This window comes from Pedobacter sandarakinus, from assembly GCF_026240095.1.
GTDB classification, from domain to species: domain Bacteria; phylum Bacteroidota; class Bacteroidia; order Sphingobacteriales; family Sphingobacteriaceae; genus Pedobacter; species Pedobacter sandarakinus.
In genome coordinates this window covers 453,171-470,839 of record NZ_JAPIVG010000002.1, presented here as the reverse complement: position 1 = coordinate 470,839, position 17,669 = coordinate 453,171, and the positions used below count along the sequence as shown (strand labels likewise).

Here is a 17,669-nt window from a genome sequence, read left to right as displayed (position 1 = left end):
CTGTAAAAAACAATTGGGGATTGCAAGCGCTGTTACAGCCTATTATTTTTTAGCTTGTTGTTGCTGTTGCTGACGCATATAGTCGTCTAAGCGTTGTTGAAACTTAGATTTTTTCTTCTTTTCATCAGCCGGACGAGCTTTATTTTGTTGAATTAACGCATGGATCTTATCATCATCAACCATTTTGCGAATTAGAAACTGCTGTCCAAAGGTCATCAAGTTGGCCAAGAAGTAATAGTAGTTCAATCCGGCAGGGTAGCTATTTAAAACCCCCAAGAAAATAATTGGCATGATGTAACCGATGTATTTCATCTGCCCGGTAGCGCCAGAAACCTGGTTATTAAAATAAGTCATGATCAATGTCGAAACTGTCATCAACACGCACATTAGACTCAAGTGATCGCCAATGAAAGGTACCTTAAAACCAAATTTGATGAACTCATCATAGGTAGACAGATCCTTCATCCATAAGAAACTTTCTCCACGCAATTCGAAAAGGTTAGGGAAGAAAAAGAAGAATGCCATCACCAGCGGCAACTGCAAAACCATTGGTAAACATCCACCTAATGGATTCACACCAGCTTTTTTATATAATTTTAGATATTCTTGTTGTACTAAAGTTGGGTTATCTTCTCCAACCTTTGCCTTAATTTCGTCCATCTCAGGTTTTAAAACCCTCATTTTAGCCATAGATAAATATGACTTATAGGTAAGCGGCGATAGGGCAACTTTCAGTAAGATGGTTAGCACCAGGATAATCAATCCGAAATTCCACCCAAAGTTATTAAGGAAGTTAAATACGGGCAATACAATAAACCTATTAATGTATTTCAAAGGCCAGTATCCCATGTCAACTTGCTGCTCTAAATCGTAACCCTGCTCTTTTAACGTATGATATTTGTTTGTGCCAAAATAAAATTCCATTTGGTAAGTTTGGCTAGGCGCATGCGCATATGCCATTTGCATGTTTGCATCATAGGATTTTACCACACCTGGTGTTGTGGGCGTTTTAACCTCTAAACTTCCTTTTTCGAAAGGTTGTTTAGCAATTAACGATGCAGAGAAAAAGTGCTGTTTAAAAGAGAACCACTGGATTTTGCCTTTTGACAATTCTTCTTTTTCATCTTTGGAAACACTCAGGTGATCAACATCTCCATCCATAATTTTGTAGTATGGAGCAGAATAGCGATGCTCGCTTTCTATCGATTTCTCTTGCTGTAAAAGTGTAGTTTTCCAGTTTAAATCGATGGTATTTCCCGCAACCACTTGTTGTAAACCAACTAGATTAACGTTAAAATCAACTTTATTGCTCGCCGTTTTCAGATTGTAACCATACTCTATATAAGCATTCGATCCATAATCTGCACGCATGGTAACGGTATTACCTGCTTTATTTGCTTTGAAATATAAATCGTTTGTGTTTACAGTTTTTCCTGCCACATTTAAATTTAAGCCAAACTTATTGTCATCACCAGAAAATAACACTACCGGTTTACCATCGTAAGTTTTCTGCCCTTTAACCTGCACTGAAGTAATTTTACCACCTTTGTTGCTTAAAGTAATTAAGAGGTTTTCATTCTCTAACATCGTAGCTTCGGCGGTACCGGTTAATGCTGTACCAAATGGGCCTTTTAATGCAAGTGAATCTACTATTGGATTTGCAACAACGGCCTTACTTGCAGTATCCTTAACCACTGGTGCTACACCAGCTTTTTTCAGAGAATCTAAACGTTCTATCTCTTTGGCTTTATTCATTTCAGCCGTGCTGGGCTTCAAGAAGTAAAATGATCCAGCCAAGATGATCAAAATCAGGAATAATCCTGTAAAGGTATTTCTATCCATTATATATATGTGTACTGCTTTTAATTGGTTTTCTTTTTCGCAAACTCCATCGCAGCGGCGACAAATTTAACAAAAAGTGGGTGAGGATTTGCAACTGTTGATTTTAATTCTGGGTGAAATTGACCTCCAACAAAAAAAGGATGGTTTTTTAGTTCCACAATTTCTACCAGATTGGTTTGCGGGTTAATCCCTGAAGCAATCATTCCAGCGGCTTCATACTGCGCCAAGTAATCGTTATTAAATTCATAGCGGTGGCGATGGCGCTCGTTAATATGCGCTTTACCATAAATTGAAAATGCCTTAGTGCCTTTTTTAATATCGCATGGATAAGAACCTAAACGCATGGTTCCACCCATATTCACGATGTTTTTCTGCTCTTCCATCATGTTAATTACCGGGTTTACCGCATCGGCTTCAATTTCTGTAGTGTGTGCGCCTTTTAAGCCAAGTACATTTCTTCCAAACTCTATAACAGCACACTGCATGCCCAGGCAAATTCCAAAGAACGGAATGTTGTGCTCGCGAACATACTTAATGGTATCTATTTTACCCTCAATACCTCGACTTCCAAAGCCTGGCGCAACTAAAACGCCTTGTAAATGTCCAAGTTTATCTTTTACATTATCTGGAAAAATACTTTCAGAATGAATATATTCGACCCGTACCTTACACTCATTTTTAGAGCCGGCGTGTACGAAAGATTCAATAATAGATTTATAGGCGTCGGGCAATTCTACGTATTTACCAACCAAGCCAATTTTTACTTCGGCTGTAGGATTTTTTAAACGGCCTAGAAAATCTTTCCAGCTTTCCATATCCGGGTCGTTTTTGGTTGGTAGCTTCAATTTAGCCAGTACCGTTTTATCTAATTGTTCCTTTAACATTAGCAAGGGTACATCATAGATGGTCGATGCATCCATCGATTCTACAACGGCGTTGATGTTAACATTACAGAAAAGCGCTATTTTCTTTCTTAAATCTGGGCCTAAATGGTGCTCAGTTCTGCAAACCAAAATATCTGGTTGTATTCCATACTCCAATAAGGCCTTAACAGAGTGTTGCGTAGGTTTTGTTTTCAATTCGCCGGCAGCTGCTAAATAAGGTACCAACGTTAAGTGAATTACAATTGCATTTGTACTACCTTCTTCCCATTTAAACTGGCGTACCGCCTCAATAAATGGTAGCGATTCGATGTCGCCAACGGTGCCGCCAAGTTCTGTAATTACGATATCGTAGTCGCCACTTTCACCTAAAATACGCATGTTACGCTTAATTTCATCGGTTATGTGGGGTACCACTTGAACCGTTTTGCCCAGGTATTCGCCTTTACGCTCTTTACTAATCACATTCTGATAAATGCGGCCGGTAGTAATATTATTTGCCTGAGATGTTGGAACGTTAAGAAAACGCTCATAATGACCAAGATCTAAATCCGTTTCTGCACCATCTTCTGTTACAAAACATTCGCCATGCTCGTAGGGATTTAAAGTTCCCGGATCGATGTTGATATATGGATCAAATTTTTGAATGGTTACACGGTAGCCACGTGCCTGTAAAAGTTTAGCTAGAGATGCGGAAATGATGCCTTTACCCAAAGATGAAGTAACACCCCCCGTAACAAAAATATACTTAGTCATGTTTGTGATTTTTTACAGCAAATGCAAATATTGCTGCTTTTTGTACGGGATACAAAGGTATGAAAATTACTTGTTTCGATGCTTTAAAATGTAAGATAATTTAAAATTGATAATCTTGTGTTTATCAATTATTTAGTTGTCTGGTATAAGGTTAAACTTATTTTTGTAAAGCAGGTTCAGTAACCATATTGTCGTATGCTCCCGTTTTTCACGTTATCTTTTTTGCCAACGGATGGTTTCGATTGTAAGCTAATGCCAACAAAAAAGGATGCTGTTCCAACCGGGTTTAGTTACATAGTGAGTACTTTCTAATGCTGGTTTAGCAACATCTGTAGTAGATTTTTACCTGCTGTTCCTTTTCACTCCAGGCAATGTAAACATTACTTTCTTTTCCCAATCTATACTTGAAACCATTAAGCTTTGTTTTCTTCAATTCCTCATAAAATGCTTTATCTGGAACGTTTTTGTCTGCCTTATCTTCTGGCATTACGGCAGGCTCCAGAAAATTATCATCAGCGAAAAAATCGTCGGCAATCGTCTTTAAGAAAACCACCTGATCTTTTTCTTTAGTTAGATCTACGTTAGGATCTGTACTATCGAGTAGATCTGTGCCCTTCAATTTTGTGTGATAAATTTCCTTTCCATTAGCATTTTTAATGCTGAAATGAATAATCATTTCTCCTGGTTTGCTGCCTGTTAACTCAATTTTAAAAGTATCTGGTTGTGCTAAACTTGAAAATGATTTTGCAAGTATTTGATCCACATTTTTCGATGCTATAGCATCACTATCTGAGTTTTTTTCCGACTTGCATGCCGCAAATGTTAATCCGAAAAATAAAAAGAGCACTAAGTTTCTCATATTCAAAACTACAAATTTTCGTTTTCTATTTTTAAGTTGGTTAAAAAGAATAACCAACCGATAGGTTTAATTGTACGTCTAAATAGCCGCTTGGTTTGTTGGTTCCATTAAAAGTTTTAACATTATAATACTTACCATAGCCTAAACCTGTTGTTGTTTCCAGGAAGAACCTTCGCTTAGGTATAAAAAGTACTCCCAAAGTACCTCCCGCCCGGAAAGAATCTGCAATAAAATCCAAATCATGCCCCCACGCAAGGAAACCTGTTGGATGCTTGTAGCCGTTGTTTGCTACGATTTTCTTATTTAATACTCCAGCGTAAGCGCCATAAAATAAACTTGCTTCCTTTGCTTTAATTTCAGTAGTGTAAACTTTTCCCCTCATCAACACTCCTTCAAACTGATATTCCCTGCCCCAATTTAGCTCACCCTTTGCATAAGATAGTTCTATGCCATAACGTTTATTAAAGACTTTCTCAACTGCTATGGCAGGTTGCTTAGCCAGCAAATTTAGTAAATCGGTTTTTACATAAACACCAAGCGCACCCTGGGCATGTGCCAGGTTAACCAATAGGATGCATGAGAGTAATAAGCGGATAATTTTCATACTTTATAACTAAAGTAAAAAAATTCCTGAACTAAAAACATAAAATAAGTGTGGATTTATTTCGTTTTCTATTGGCAATTCTTCAAAACCTGCCAAAAATAAATGACCATTTTTGGTAAGTCGACTCTGGCTTACTTCAACGCTTCGATAAGCTTATTTAGTTTAACCAGATCTTCAGGTGTGTCAATAGCAACGGTTTCTATATTTGTAACTTTGGTTTGGATGTAATAGCCATTTTCAATCCATCGCAGTTGCTCTAAACTTTCGGCTATTTCCAGCGAGGAGGGCGGTAGCTTTGTAATTTCCTTTAACGAAGCAGTTCTATAACCGTAAATGCCTATGTGCTTATAAAATTGGTGTTTTTCAGCCCAAACACCTGGCTCTCCGTTCCTGATAAATGGAATAGGACTACGGCTAAAATACATCGCCCTTCCATTTACGTCAATTACAACTTTCGGGCTGTTTGGATTATATACGCTTTCCTGATTATGGATGGGTTTGATTAATGTGGCCAATTGTACTTTATCTTCAATAAAACAACTTGCCAGTAAATCGATTTGATCTGGTTCGATAAAAGGCTCATCACCCTGAATGTTAACAACAACATCAAAATCAGTAAAATGCTGCATTACTTCTGCACATCGATCGGTACCGCTTTGATGATGTGCTGCCGTTAAAACAAATTCGCCACCAAACCGCTGCACATCATTCGCAATTCGTTCATCATCAGTTGCAACAACTACCTTAGCCAAACATTTTGCTTTAACGGCTTGTTCATAAACCCGTTGAATCATCGTTTTGCCTGCAATATCTACCAGGGGCTTTCCTGGAAATCGGGTAGAGGCATAACGGGCAGGAATAATGCCAATAACTTTTGAATGTTCAGCTTCCATACACGAAGGTGTTTAAGGTGTAGAATGAAAGATCAATTAGCTAGGTATATAAGGGTGTTTTAGTCTAAATATCCCGTCAGGATTAACTTAAAAGTGGTTGCTAAAATTTAAAACAATCCATTGATTTCGGCTTCGATAGCTTGAATCACTGTACCTAAATCTTCCGGATTATTTGTAAAATCCAGCTTATCCTTATCCAGGATCAGTAATTTTCCCAAATCATAGCCTTTAATCCAGGCTTCATATTTTTCATTCAATTTCGATAAATAATCGATGCGGATTCCGGCTTCATACTCGCGGCCACGCCGCTGAATATTATTTACCAGAGTAGGAACAGATGCACGAAGGTAAACCAATAAATCTGGCGGTTTAATGAAAGACGTAATGTTATCAAAAATCGCCCTGTAATTATCATGGTCACGAGTGGTCATCAAGGCCATATCATGTAAATTTTCCGCAAAGATATGAGCGTCTTCGTATATGGTTCGATCTTGAATAACGTTGCGTTTGTTGATCTCAATATCAGTAATCTGCTGAAACCTGCTGTTAAGAAAATAAATTTGGAGGTTAAAGCTCCAACGTTTCATATCGCTATAAAAATCTTCAAGATAGGGGTTGTTATCCACCGCTTCATACAAAGCTTCCCAGCCATAATTTTTTGCCAATAAACCAGTTAACGTTGTTTTACCGGCTCCTATGTTTCCTACAATTGCGATGTGCATATATTTAAGCTATGAAATTGAAATTTGAACGCTAACAATGAGCAGAAGCTCATTAAGCTCGCATCACTCAATTTATTGAATATTAAAAACTTTTAAAACCGATTAAACTGCGAACTTCGCGAATGGTTCTTTGGGCGCTTTCGCGAGCCTTAAGTGCACCATGTTTTGCAACTTGTCTTAAGTACGCATCATCTTTTGCAATGTCTTGTATGCGCTCACGCATTGGGGCAGTAGCAAGAATCATATCCTCAGCCAATTGCTTTTTGAAATCGCCATATCTAATTTGCATTTTATTATACAAATCATCAAAATGTTGGTGCGTATCAGCACTAGACACCACTTTCATCAGATCGAACAGGTTTTGAATAGGTTCTGGTTTAGGCTGGTTTTCCTCGGTAGGGCCTCCATCGCTTACTGCTCTCATTACCTTTTTGCGTATGATTTCCGGATCATCAGAAAGATAAACTGCATTCGCTTCGCCTTCAGATTTTCCCATTTTGCCTTTGCCATCCAAACCAGGTACTTTTACCAGTTTATCGGCATAAGTGAACGCATAAGGCTCTGGAAAATATTCCGTTTCGTAAAGCCTATTAAAACGATTACCAAAGGTTCGGGCCATTTCTAGATGCTGTTCCTGGTCTTTGCCAACAGGTACTTTAGTTGCCTTATGAATTAATATATCTGCAGCCATTAGAACAGGGTAAGTTAACAGGCCTGCATTCACATTATCCGGGTTTGCCCTCACTTTGTCTTTAAATGAAGTACTGCGTTCTAATTCACCCATATAGGCATTCATATTTAGATAAAGATATAGCTCGGCAATTTCAGGCACATCACTTTGAATATATATGGTGCTATTTTCCGGATCGATGCCACTCGCTAAATATTCAACTAAAACATGCTTAATATTTCCATGCAAATCGGCAGGGGTAGGGTGCGTTGTTAATGAGTGTAAGTCAGCAATAAAAAAGTAACAATTGTAATCATGTTGCATTTTTACAAAATTCTGTATTGCACCATAGTAATTGCCTAAATGTAATTTTCCTGTTGAGCGAATCCCGCTCACCACTGTTTCTTTCATAATGGCACGAAATTAAAAATAAAATACCAGCAATGTATATGATATATTCAATTTTACGAAAAGAGATTTAACTTCATTGCTTCAATTGTGCATTCGGCAAAGAGGCTGATCATTTGCACCATCACTTAATTCAATTTGGTTGAATAATTTTCCCTTTCATCAGTTTATTTCTCGTGCTATTTTATATTTTTGAATCAACTATGATCAAATTTTTAAGGCAGGTTCATAGGGTTTGGTTTTTATTCTGGATCCTTTTGTTTTTTGCACTTTTCTATCCGCTTTATTACCTAACCTCGAGGCATGAGCGATATTACCTGCTGCTAAACGCCTGTAGAAGTGCGAATAGTTATTTATGTAGTTTTTTCTCAGGTGTCTTTTTTTCGTTCTCGTTCGAAGAAAAGCTAAATCCACAACAGACCTATATCTACTGTGCTAATCACAGCTCTAATCTTGATATTATGATTTTTTGTATCATGGCGCATGGTCGATATCATTTTATGGGTAAAGATGAGTTGCTGAAAAACCCTGTATTGGGACTTTTTTTTAAGACTATTGATATCGCAGTTAATCGCGACAGCAGAATTTCGGCATTTAGGGCGTTTAAGAAAGCGGGTGAAAATTTAGAAAAGGGGATGAGCCTGATTATCTTTCCCGAGGGAAAAATAGATGACCACTACCCGCCAAGATTAGGCGAATTTAAGAATGGACCGTTTAGGCTGGCTATCGATAAAAATATTCCATTAGTACCTGTAAGTATTACAAATGTTTGGAAAATAAATTGGGATGATGGCGCAAAATATGGAAGTAAGCCTGGAATTTGCGATATTTACGTCCACAAGCCGATTAATACATCGATATTAGCAATTGACGATTCAGATGTGTTGAAGGAAAAAGTTTTCAAACTCATAGAAAGTAAGCTAGCGAAATGAATTTAGATACACAAACTATTCACAAAATTGCAGATTTGGCCAGGATTCACGTCAATGATGAAGAAGTGCAACAGCTTATTCCCGAAATGAATAAGATTTTATCATTTATGGAAAAACTGAACGAGCTTGATACCAGCGATGTAAAGCCTTTGGTTTACATGAACGAATCTAAAAATGTTTGGCGTGAAGATATTGTCTTCCGGGAAATTTCGACGGCAGATGGTTTAAAAAATGCCGCCAAGCATACAGACCAGTTTTTCATGGTGCCCAAAATTATCGAAAAGTAAATTGTTTCTACGGACTTTACGATTCCAAACTTCGAAAGATTAGATCGTCAGTTTCATAATTTCGGCTTTCGCTGTAACATCTTATTACCAACCCTAGTCTAAAAAGAAAAAAACATGGAGAAATCACTCATCACGATAAAAGAAATTGGTCGGAAATATGTAATTGGTTCAGAAGTTATCCATGCGCTGAAATCGGTGTCTTTAGACATAAACAAGGGTGAGTTTGTGGCATTGATGGGACCCTCTGGCTCGGGAAAATCAACACTAATGAATATCTTAGGCTGTTTAGACACCCCTTCTACAGGCACTTATATTTTAAATGGTACCAATGTAAGTCAGATGAGTGACGATGCGCTTGCCGAGGTTAGAAACAAGGAAATTGGTTTTGTATTTCAAACATTCAACTTGCTACCCCGGTCTACTTCGCTGGATAACGTTGCATTACCATTAATTTACGCTGGCACCAGCAAAAAAGACCGCGATGCAAGAGCTACGCAAGCGCTCGAGAATGTAGGATTAGGAAACAGGATGGACCACAAGCCAAATGAGCTCTCAGGTGGTCAGCGCCAACGTGTTGCCGTTGCACGTGCTTTAATAAATAACCCATCAATCATTTTGGCCGATGAGCCAACAGGAAACCTGGATACTAAAACTTCCATAGAAATTATGGGTTTGCTGGAAGAGATACATAGCAAAGGTAACACGATTATTTTGGTTACCCATGAAGAAGATATTGCCCAGCATGCGCACCGCATTGTACGCATGCGAGATGGTTTGATTGAGAATGATTATCTAAATACGGAAGTAAAAAGTGTATCTCCAAGACTGCAGGCTTTAAAAGATAGTGGTAGCGATTGGGAGAAGATTAGCTAAAGATGAGGCTTGTGATAGACTATACCTTAGAAAATGAAAATTTACACCAAAACGGGCGATAAGGGCCAAACCTCGCTAATTGGAGGTACCCGAGTGCCGAAATACCATTTGCGCATTGAAGCGTACGGAACGGTAGATGAGCTAAATTCTCACATTGGTTTAATACGCTGCCAGGATATTGATCCAGCATACCAACTGCTTTTAAAGGAAATTCAAGACAGGCTATTTACCGTTGGTTCGTCGTTAGCAGCCGATCCTGAAAGATCAAAAATGAAAATTCCTGATCTTCATGATGAAGATATTTTGTTGTTGGAAAAGGAGATGGATAGCATGAATGATTTGTTGCCGGAGTTAAAGCACTTTATCTTGCCTGGTGGAAATACCACATCTGCTTATTGCCATTTAGCAAGGTGCGTATGCAGGAGAGCAGAAAGATTATCGGTAGAATTAGCAGAAAATAGTTTTGTTGATGAGCGGGTAACCATTTATTTAAACCGGTTAAGCGATTATCTGTTTGTTTTGGCACGAAAACTGACGATGGATTTGGAGGCGGAAGAAAACATTTGGATTCCGCGGATTTAATAGTTGAAAAATAAGTTTGTTTTGCTCAAAAATTTTAATATACTTTGCGCATTGTTAACACAAGAATTGAATTGAAGATATGTATTGGACATTAGAATTAGCATCGCACTTGGAAGACGCACCATGGCCTGCAACTAAAGATGAGTTAATTGATTACGGTATCCGTTCTGGTGCCCCGGTTGAAGTTATTGAGAACTTACAAGCATTAGAAGACGACGGTGAACCTTATGAGACGATTGAGGAGATCTGGCCAGATTATCCTACTAAAGAAGATTTCTTTTTTAACGAGGATGAATACTAAATAGATTTAAAAACATAAAAATCGCTTAATTGTTAAGCGATTTTTTTTTGATCTTTTTTTTGGAATTTCCGTGCTCACGAGGTAATAGGGCACGATTTTCAAATATATTTGACAATTTTTAAACAAAAGTTTATGTGGTCTGTTAATACTTCAACATTACTTAAAAAATTAACACTATGGGAAATTTATTGTATTTAGTAGCAGTAGTATTGGTTATACTATGGGTTATCGGATTTGTGTTCCACGGCTTCGGCGATGTAGGTGGAATCATTCACGTTTTATTGGTTATTGCAGTGATAGCAATCTTGCTAAAAGTAATTGGCAGGGCTGCTTAAGACATAGAACGAGCCATATTGATGTAAGCTTCGGCAATAATCAGTAAGAACTTAAAAGGGGGATATCAGTTAAACTGATTCCCCCTTTTTTTTAATGCTATTGGTAAATATAAACCTGATCAACCTCCATTATTTCTTAAGTAATAACTCTGCTAATTCGAGGTCTATTGGATAAGTAATTTTGATGTTATTCCGTTCGCCCTCGATAATATTTATTGTCTGTCCCATCGCTTCAACCACACTGGCATCATCTGTAAATTTGCTTGTAAATTCTTGTTTGTAAGCCTTTTTAAGGGTATCACATTCGAATGTCTGTGGCGTTTGTACCAAATAAATATCGTCGCGATTTAGCGCTTTACTTGTGTTTTCAGCAAACATTCTAACGCTATCGCTCGATTTTACGGCGGCGATTGCGTTTCCCATTGTTTGGGTCTGATTAAAACATTTATCAATCAACGCTGAGGAAACAAGGGGACGAACCGCATCATGGATAGCAACGTACCCGTTCTCGAATAATCTATCTACCGCATTTTTTACAGAATAAAACCGTTCCGTACCCCCGGTAACAACTTCATGAGGAATGTAAAAGTGAAATTCCTCACACAAACGTTTCCAATAATCTTGTTGTTCTTTTCCCAAGACTAAAAAAATTTTAGGCTGCGCATTACTTTGGGCGAATGCTTTAATGGTGTGCATGAGAACCGGGAGGTTCTGCAAGAGTAGAAATTGTTTTGGGGTTTCTGTTTGCATCCGATTTCCGGAACCGCCTGCCACAATTATAGCAAAATATTTCATTATTGCATTTATGCCGATCGAGAAAACAAGTATCACAAACATTCGTGATACTTGTTTTTGTACCGGATTTATATGATCAGCATGGCATCGCCATAGCTATAGAATTTATATTTTTCTTTTACAGCAACTTCGTAAGCATTCATAACATTTTCATAACCACCGAATGCACTTACCATCATTAATAAGGTAGATTCTGGCGTGTGGAAATTGGTAATCATGGAGTTGGCAATACTAAATTCGTATGGAGGGAAGATGAATTTACTCGTCCAGTCGTTTGCTGCTTTCAGTGTTCTATTTGCAGAAACAGCCGATTCAATAGCACGCATAGAAGTGGTTCCTACAGCACAGATTTTCCTTTTTTCTTCAATTGCTTTATTAACAATATTCGCATCTTTTGCTTCAATAATGAATTGTTCAGAATCCATTTTGTGCTTGGTTAAATCTTCTACTTCTACAGTTCTAAATGTACCCAAGCCAACATGTAAAGTAACTTCTGCAAATTCAATACCTTTAAGTTCAAGGCGTTTCATTAATTCTCTACTAAAGTGAAGTCCTGCCGTTGGGGCCGCTACAGCACCTTCATGTTTAGCGAAAATTGTTTGGTACCGTTCTTTATCTTCTGGTGTAGCTTTACGTTTAATGTACTTTGGAAGCGGTGTTTCACCTAAGATTTCAACATTTCTCCTAAATTCCTCATCTGTTCCTTCAAATAAGAAACGAATAGTACGGCCACGAGAGGTTGTATTGTCCACAACTTCTGCCACCAATAGGTCATCATCTCCAAAATAAAGTTTATTACCAACCCTGATTTTACGAGCCGGATCTACTAATACATCCCATAAACGTAATTCTTTATTTAATTCACGTAGTAAGAATACCTCTATTGTAGCCCCAGTTTTTTCTTTATTACCGTATAAACGTGCAGGAAATACTTTGGTGTTATTTAATATCATTACGTCTTTGTCATCGAAATAACCTAAAACGTCTTTAAAAATTTTGTGCTCAATTTTACCGCTGTCTTTATGTAAGACCATTAGACGAGCTTCATCGCGTTGTTCTGCCGGATTATTGGCAACTAATGATTCTGGTAAGTTGAATTTGAATTGTGATAATTTCATTCTTGATGAATTTTTTGAGGTGCAAAAATACTAATTTAATTTTTCTTTTCCTTATTTTATCAAACGCAAATCCGGTATATTATGTTTTGAGTGATTTAATTTCGTGTAAGCAAGCCGTCTAACACTTTTCCATTTAAAAATAACTAGTTTTGAACTTATATTGTAACGTTTTTTACGGTAATGCATCTAACTAATAATTATGATGATATTTAGGCTAATAGGAGAGAGTTTTCGTTTTGCGTTTGATGCATTGCGCCAAAATAAGATGCGAACAATGCTATCGCTCTTGGCTATAACTATAGGCATTTTCACCATCATTGCCGTTTTTTCTGCAGTAGATACCTTCCGGGGCAAATTACAGTCTAGCGTAGATAAGTTAGGCTCAAATACCATTTATGTTCAAAAATGGCCTTGGAGCTTTGGTGATAACTATCCATGGTGGAAATATATGAACCGACCTCAGCCATCTTTAAGAGACTTTGCCCAATTGAGATCTAGAATGGATAATGCGCAAGGGATCACTTTCGAGATTTCTACCAGTGACAGAACAATCAAGTATCGAAGCAATTCTGTTGAGGGAATTACCGTTTCTGCAGTTTCGCAGGATTTTGATAAAACCTGGAATTTTGAATTACAAGCGGGAAGATACTTTACCGAAAATGAGAGCAACAACGGATCGCCGGTATTGTTGATGGGTGCAGATATAGCCGACGGACTTTTCAATGGAGAAGAGCCGATAGGAAAGCAAGTTCAGATATTAGGGAGGCGCCTAACTGTAATTGGTATTTTTAAAAAAGAGGGTGAAGATATGCTTGGCACATCACTAGATAAAAATGTAAATGTTCCAATAAACTTCGCTAAAGGTGTTTTAGATATTCAGAATGAGCGCTATGGCCCGCAAATTACGGTAAGAGGAAAAGATAATGTTTCTTTAGAAGAAGTAGAAAGTGAGCTTCAAGGTTTAATGAGGTCTATCCATCGAATTAAGCCCGGTCAGGAAGAAGATTTTGCACTTAATAAAACAACTATTATCTCCAATCAATTAGATTCAATGTTTACAATGGTAAACTGGGCAGGATGGATCATCGGCGGATTTTCAATCTTGGTTGGGGGATTTAGTATCGCCAACATTATGTTTGTTTCGGTTAAAGAAAGAACTAATATTATCGGCATCCAAAAATCACTAGGGGCTAAAAATTATTTTATTCTATTACAATTCATATTTGAATCAATTTCATTATGTATTTTGGGGGGCTTGTTAGGACTCTTGCTTGTTTACCTTATAGCATTAGCACTAGGTCTGGCTACTGGCTTTTATATCATTCTCGGCCTAAACAACATCTTACTAGGCCTCTGGATCTCTGTGATAATTGGTACCATCTCAGGGTTTTGGCCAGCTTACTCCGCATCGCGTTTGGATCCAGTAGAAGCAATCCGGAGCTAGCACTAAATTTCATATTCAAATAATATAAACAGAAACGGGCTTACCTTATGGTAGAGCCCGTTTCTGTTTTTACTGAGGAGCACTATTTAAGCTAATTTTCCTAGTGCTTCCTTAATTCTACGTAATGCTTCTACCAAAGTTTCGTCTGATGCTGCGTAGGATAAACGAATATAATTATTGTTTCCAAATGAATCGCCGCCAACTGTCGCCACGTGTCCAACATTCAGAAGATATAATGCTAAATCTGAAGAGTCTTTGATTACATTGCCATCCGCATCTTTTTTTCCAAAGAATGAGCTGATCTCTGGAAAGAAATAAAAGGCACCATCTGGCAGGTTTGTTTTTACTCCTGGAATGTCGTTTAATAAGTCATATACTAATCCCCTACGACGTAAGAATGCTTCTTTCATTTTAAGTACGCTTTCTAACCCTTGCTCGTAAGCAACAATGCCAGCCCGCTGTGCAATAGAACATGTACCAGATGTTGTCTGACCTTGTAATTTATCATTGGCTGCCGCAATTTCTTTATTTGCCGCAATATAACCCAGTCTCCAGCCTGTCATGGCGAATGCTTTTGAGAAACCGTTTACGATGATAACCCTATCTTTTATAGATGCAAACTGTGCAATTGATTCATGTTGATCAACAAAATTAATGTGCTCATAAATCTCGTCAGAAAGAATATAAATGTTAGGGTATTTTTCGAAAACTGCAACTAAAGCTGCTAGTTCCTCTTTACTATACACTGATCCTGTTGGGTTACAAGGGGAAGAGAACATGAAAAGTTTAGACTTCGGTGTGATGGCTGCCTCTAACTGTGCTGGGGTGATTTTAAAATTGCTCTCAATATCTGTATCGATAAATATCGATTTACCCTCCGCTAGAACAACCATTTCAGAATATGAAACCCAATATGGTGTGGGAATGATCACCTCATCCTCAGGGTCGATCAATGTCAATATTACATTAGATAGCGATTGTTTTGCACCAGTAGATACAACAATCTCAGAAACATCATAATCTAAGTTGTTTTCACTTTTAAGCTTGTTTACAATAGCCTGGCGTAACTCTGGATATCCAGGAACTGGAGAGTAGCGGGTAAAGTTTTGATCCAATGCTTCTTTCGCTGCATTTTTAACATGGTCTGGCGTGTTGAAATCTGGCTCACCAACGCTTAAACTAATTACATTGATGCCTTTAGCCGCTAATTCACGACCAAGTTTAGTCATTTTAAGTGTTGCAGATTCTGATAAACTGTTGATTCTTTTAGATAAGGTGCTCATGGTTAAATACTTTGAGCGCAAATATATAAACCAAATATTATTCTGCACTAAAAAAGCAGACTTTTTCTGATTTAATTTCATTGATAAACGTATTTTTGTAAAAAAGAGCGTCGTGTCGGTAAAGAAAAGAGCCATCATCCTATCATTGGTTGTGAGTGTTGTATTAATGCTTGCTAAATTTGTAGCCTACTTCATCACAAATTCTAATGCCATCCTTACTGATGCTGCTGAAAGCATTGTAAACGTAATAGCTGGAAGTTTTGCGTTCTATAGTATTTACCTAACTACCAGGCCTAGAGACGAAAACCATCCATATGGGCATGGAAAGGTTGAGTTTTTTTCTGCTTTCGTAGAAGGGATTTTAATCCTCATTGCAGGTGTAATCATCATTTTCAAATCTTCATATAATTTGATATATCCGCACCCGGTTGGGCAGCTGATAGAAGGAACACTCATTATCGGCATCACTGGTTTGGTAAATATGGTTGTGGGTTTATATCTCGTTAAAATAGGTAAAGCCCAACACTCTATAACGCTTCAGGCAGATGGAAAACACCTCTTAACAGACACTTATACCAGTTTAGGGATCGTTGTAGGATTAATCTTAATCCAGGTAACAAATATAATTTGGTTAGATAGTGCTATTTCTGTTATCGTTGGTTTGTATATTGTGTATTCAGGTTATAAATTAACGAGGGGATCGGTTGGGGGTTTAATGGATGAAAGCGACTTCACCCTCGTTGAGGAGGTAGTGGCAGTTTTGCAGGGAAACAGGCACAATCCATGGATAGATGTTCATAATCTTCGAACACAACAATACGGTGCAGAATTTCATATCGATTGTCATGTAACCCTTCCATATTATTTTGATTTAAATAAGGTACATCGCGAAATCTCACAAATAGACGAGCTAATTAATACAAGCGGTGTAAGGAAAGCAGAATTGTTTATTCACGCAGACCCCTGCCTGCCAGAATGTTGCCACTATTGCCGAATGAGTGAGTGTCCGGTTAGGAGTGAAGCATTTAAAAAGGAAATTGTTTGGACACCTGAAATTGTGATCAAAAACAAGAAGCACTTCCAGAATGAGTTACTTTAACATTAGGGTTTATGGTCTACTCATCAATGCGGCAAATCAAGTATTGGTAAGTGATGAACAGGAGTACGGTTTCAGGTTCAGTAAATTTCCAGGTGGCGGACTTGAATTTGGAGAAGGACTTATTGATGGGTTAAAGAGGGAGTTTATGGAAGAGTGCAATGCCGAAATTGACATCATTTCTCATTTCTACACCACCGATTTTTATGAAAAATCTTCTTTTAATGACAGCCAGGTAATTAGTATTTACTATTTGGTAAAAGAAAAAGCACCCTTGCAATTAGCCTTCAAAACAAATATTTATGATTTTGACGAAGAAGGCGAAGTATTGCAATCTTTTCGATGGGTAAATATTCAGGATTTATCAGTTGATGAAATCACTTTCAAAACAGATAAGACGGTAGTTGTGCTCTTGAAGGATATTTTCGCAGATAACTAAATAGACAACGCAAGAGAGAAATTTTTATCAGGTAATAACGGCAGTCCCCGTTCGCTAACACAGGCATTTAGAAGCCTATCTACAGGGACTACCTTCAGTTTTGATAACGGTTTTATTTTAACCAAGCGGCATCTTGCTCATATCCATGTAGAGTATGCTCCAACGTTGACCATCCAAGTCTAAGAATCCGCAACCGTACATCCAACCATCTGCATACCCAGGCTCGCCATATACTTGCCCACCTGCAGCAACAACTTTCTTTGCCAGCTCATCAACTTCTTCCGGACTTTCAGCATCAAATGAGAATAATACCTCAGATCCAGAAGTGCGTTCAGGTAACGTTGTTCCCGCGAAACCTTCATACATCGATCGCTCAAAAAGCATAATCACTAACTTATCATTCCCCACCAAGAATGAGGCCGAATCTGTTCTAACACCATAAGCATCATTAGGTGTAAAGCCTATTGCGGTGAAGAAGGCCTTAGATTTTGATACATCTCTCACAGGCAAATTTATCCAAAGTGATTTTGTCATAACTATTATTATTTT

At 37.9% G+C, this 17,669-nt stretch carries 20 protein-coding genes; 9 read left to right on the top strand and 11 right to left on the bottom strand.

Annotated elements, in window-relative coordinates:
- Positions 1–42 precede the first annotated feature (42 nt).
- From yidC to trpS, 7 genes are all read right to left on the bottom strand, one after another.
- Positions 43–1,842 (bottom strand): membrane protein insertase YidC, encoded by a 1,800-nt coding sequence (gene yidC, locus OQ268_RS07700; RefSeq protein ID WP_265855536.1) that lies wholly within the window; start codon positions 1,840–1,842, stop codon positions 43–45.
- A 20-nt stretch (positions 1,843–1,862) separates the two neighbouring features.
- A complete protein-coding gene (locus OQ268_RS07695; RefSeq protein ID WP_265855535.1) occupies positions 1,863–3,479 on the bottom strand; it encodes a CTP synthase in 1,617 nt (538 codons plus the stop codon).
- A 319-nt stretch (positions 3,480–3,798) separates the two neighbouring features.
- On the bottom strand, positions 3,799–4,338 hold the full coding sequence (locus OQ268_RS07690; RefSeq protein ID WP_265855534.1) for a hypothetical protein: 540 nt from the start codon (positions 4,336–4,338) through the stop codon (positions 3,799–3,801).
- A 40-nt stretch (positions 4,339–4,378) separates the two neighbouring features.
- Complete coding sequence (locus tag OQ268_RS07685) at positions 4,379–4,942, bottom strand: hypothetical protein (RefSeq protein WP_265855533.1); 564 nt, start codon at positions 4,940–4,942, stop codon at positions 4,379–4,381.
- A gap of 131 nt (positions 4,943–5,073) precedes the next feature.
- On the bottom strand, positions 5,074–5,835 hold the full coding sequence (gene kdsB, locus OQ268_RS07680; protein ID WP_265855532.1) for a 3-deoxy-manno-octulosonate cytidylyltransferase: 762 nt from the start codon (positions 5,833–5,835) through the stop codon (positions 5,074–5,076).
- Between the two features lie 107 nt (positions 5,836–5,942).
- Complete coding sequence (locus OQ268_RS07675) at positions 5,943–6,557, bottom strand: deoxynucleoside kinase (RefSeq protein WP_265855531.1); 615 nt, start codon at positions 6,555–6,557, stop codon at positions 5,943–5,945.
- A gap of 82 nt (positions 6,558–6,639) precedes the next feature.
- Positions 6,640–7,638: a tryptophan--tRNA ligase gene (gene trpS / locus OQ268_RS07670; RefSeq protein ID WP_265855530.1), complete on the bottom strand. Its 999-nt coding sequence runs from the start codon at positions 7,636–7,638 to the stop codon at positions 6,640–6,642.
- 200 nt (positions 7,639–7,838) lie between these two features.
- On the opposite strand from trpS, the gene OQ268_RS07665 reads away from it, so the two are divergent.
- From OQ268_RS07665 to OQ268_RS07640, 6 genes are all read left to right on the top strand, one after another.
- On the top strand, positions 7,839–8,567 hold the full coding sequence (locus OQ268_RS07665; protein ID WP_265855529.1) for a lysophospholipid acyltransferase family protein: 729 nt from the start codon (positions 7,839–7,841) through the stop codon (positions 8,565–8,567).
- Positions 8,564–8,854, top strand: a complete 291-nt coding sequence (gene gatC / locus OQ268_RS07660; protein ID WP_265855528.1) for an Asp-tRNA(Asn)/Glu-tRNA(Gln) amidotransferase subunit GatC — start codon at positions 8,564–8,566, stop codon at positions 8,852–8,854. Before OQ268_RS07665 ends, gatC begins: the two co-directional genes overlap by 4 nt.
- 114 nt (positions 8,855–8,968) lie before the next feature.
- Complete coding sequence (locus tag OQ268_RS07655; RefSeq protein ID WP_265855527.1) at positions 8,969–9,727, top strand: ABC transporter ATP-binding protein; 759 nt, start codon at positions 8,969–8,971, stop codon at positions 9,725–9,727.
- A gap of 33 nt (positions 9,728–9,760) precedes the next feature.
- Positions 9,761–10,309 carry a cob(I)yrinic acid a,c-diamide adenosyltransferase gene (locus tag OQ268_RS07650; protein WP_265855526.1) on the top strand — a complete coding sequence of 183 codons (549 nt, stop codon included), beginning with the start codon at positions 9,761–9,763 and terminating at the stop codon, positions 10,307–10,309.
- Between the two features lie 79 nt (positions 10,310–10,388).
- Positions 10,389–10,610: a DUF2795 domain-containing protein gene (locus OQ268_RS07645; protein WP_010603503.1), complete on the top strand. Its 222-nt coding sequence runs from the start codon at positions 10,389–10,391 to the stop codon at positions 10,608–10,610.
- Positions 10,611–10,786: 176 nt separating this feature from the next.
- Positions 10,787–10,945, top strand: a complete 159-nt coding sequence (locus tag OQ268_RS07640) for a lmo0937 family membrane protein (protein WP_109924584.1) — start codon at positions 10,787–10,789, stop codon at positions 10,943–10,945.
- A 129-nt stretch (positions 10,946–11,074) separates the two neighbouring features.
- Here OQ268_RS07640 and OQ268_RS07635 read toward each other — a convergent pair whose 3' ends face one another.
- Both OQ268_RS07635 and queA read right to left on the bottom strand, forming a co-directional pair.
- Positions 11,075–11,740, bottom strand: a complete 666-nt coding sequence (locus tag OQ268_RS07635) for a 2-C-methyl-D-erythritol 4-phosphate cytidylyltransferase (RefSeq protein ID WP_265855525.1) — start codon at positions 11,738–11,740, stop codon at positions 11,075–11,077.
- Between the two features lie 68 nt (positions 11,741–11,808).
- On the bottom strand, positions 11,809–12,858 hold the full coding sequence (gene queA / locus OQ268_RS07630) for a tRNA preQ1(34) S-adenosylmethionine ribosyltransferase-isomerase QueA (RefSeq protein ID WP_265855524.1): 1,050 nt from the start codon (positions 12,856–12,858) through the stop codon (positions 11,809–11,811).
- 199 nt (positions 12,859–13,057) lie between these two features.
- Here queA and OQ268_RS07625 point away from each other — a divergent pair, with 199 nt between their 5' ends.
- Positions 13,058–14,302 carry an ABC transporter permease gene (locus OQ268_RS07625; RefSeq protein ID WP_265855523.1) on the top strand — a complete coding sequence of 415 codons (1,245 nt, stop codon included), beginning with the start codon at positions 13,058–13,060 and terminating at the stop codon, positions 14,300–14,302.
- 86 nt (positions 14,303–14,388) lie between these two features.
- Here OQ268_RS07625 and OQ268_RS07620 read toward each other — a convergent pair whose 3' ends face one another.
- Positions 14,389–15,585 (bottom strand): pyridoxal phosphate-dependent aminotransferase, encoded by a 1,197-nt coding sequence (locus OQ268_RS07620; RefSeq protein ID WP_265855522.1) that lies wholly within the window; start codon positions 15,583–15,585, stop codon positions 14,389–14,391.
- A gap of 112 nt (positions 15,586–15,697) precedes the next feature.
- On the opposite strand from OQ268_RS07620, the gene OQ268_RS07615 reads away from it, so the two are divergent.
- Positions 15,698–16,684: a cation diffusion facilitator family transporter gene (locus OQ268_RS07615; RefSeq protein ID WP_265855521.1), complete on the top strand. Its 987-nt coding sequence runs from the start codon at positions 15,698–15,700 to the stop codon at positions 16,682–16,684.
- Complete coding sequence (locus OQ268_RS07610) at positions 16,671–17,120, top strand: NUDIX domain-containing protein (RefSeq protein ID WP_265855520.1); 450 nt, start codon at positions 16,671–16,673, stop codon at positions 17,118–17,120. Before OQ268_RS07615 ends, OQ268_RS07610 begins: the two co-directional genes overlap by 14 nt.
- Positions 17,121–17,237: 117 nt before the next feature.
- Here the strand turns inward: OQ268_RS07610 and OQ268_RS07605 are convergent, their stop codons facing one another.
- Entirely contained in the window at positions 17,238–17,654 is a 417-nt protein-coding gene (locus OQ268_RS07605; RefSeq protein WP_265855519.1) for a VOC family protein, read from the bottom strand.
- Positions 17,655–17,669 lie beyond the last annotated feature (15 nt).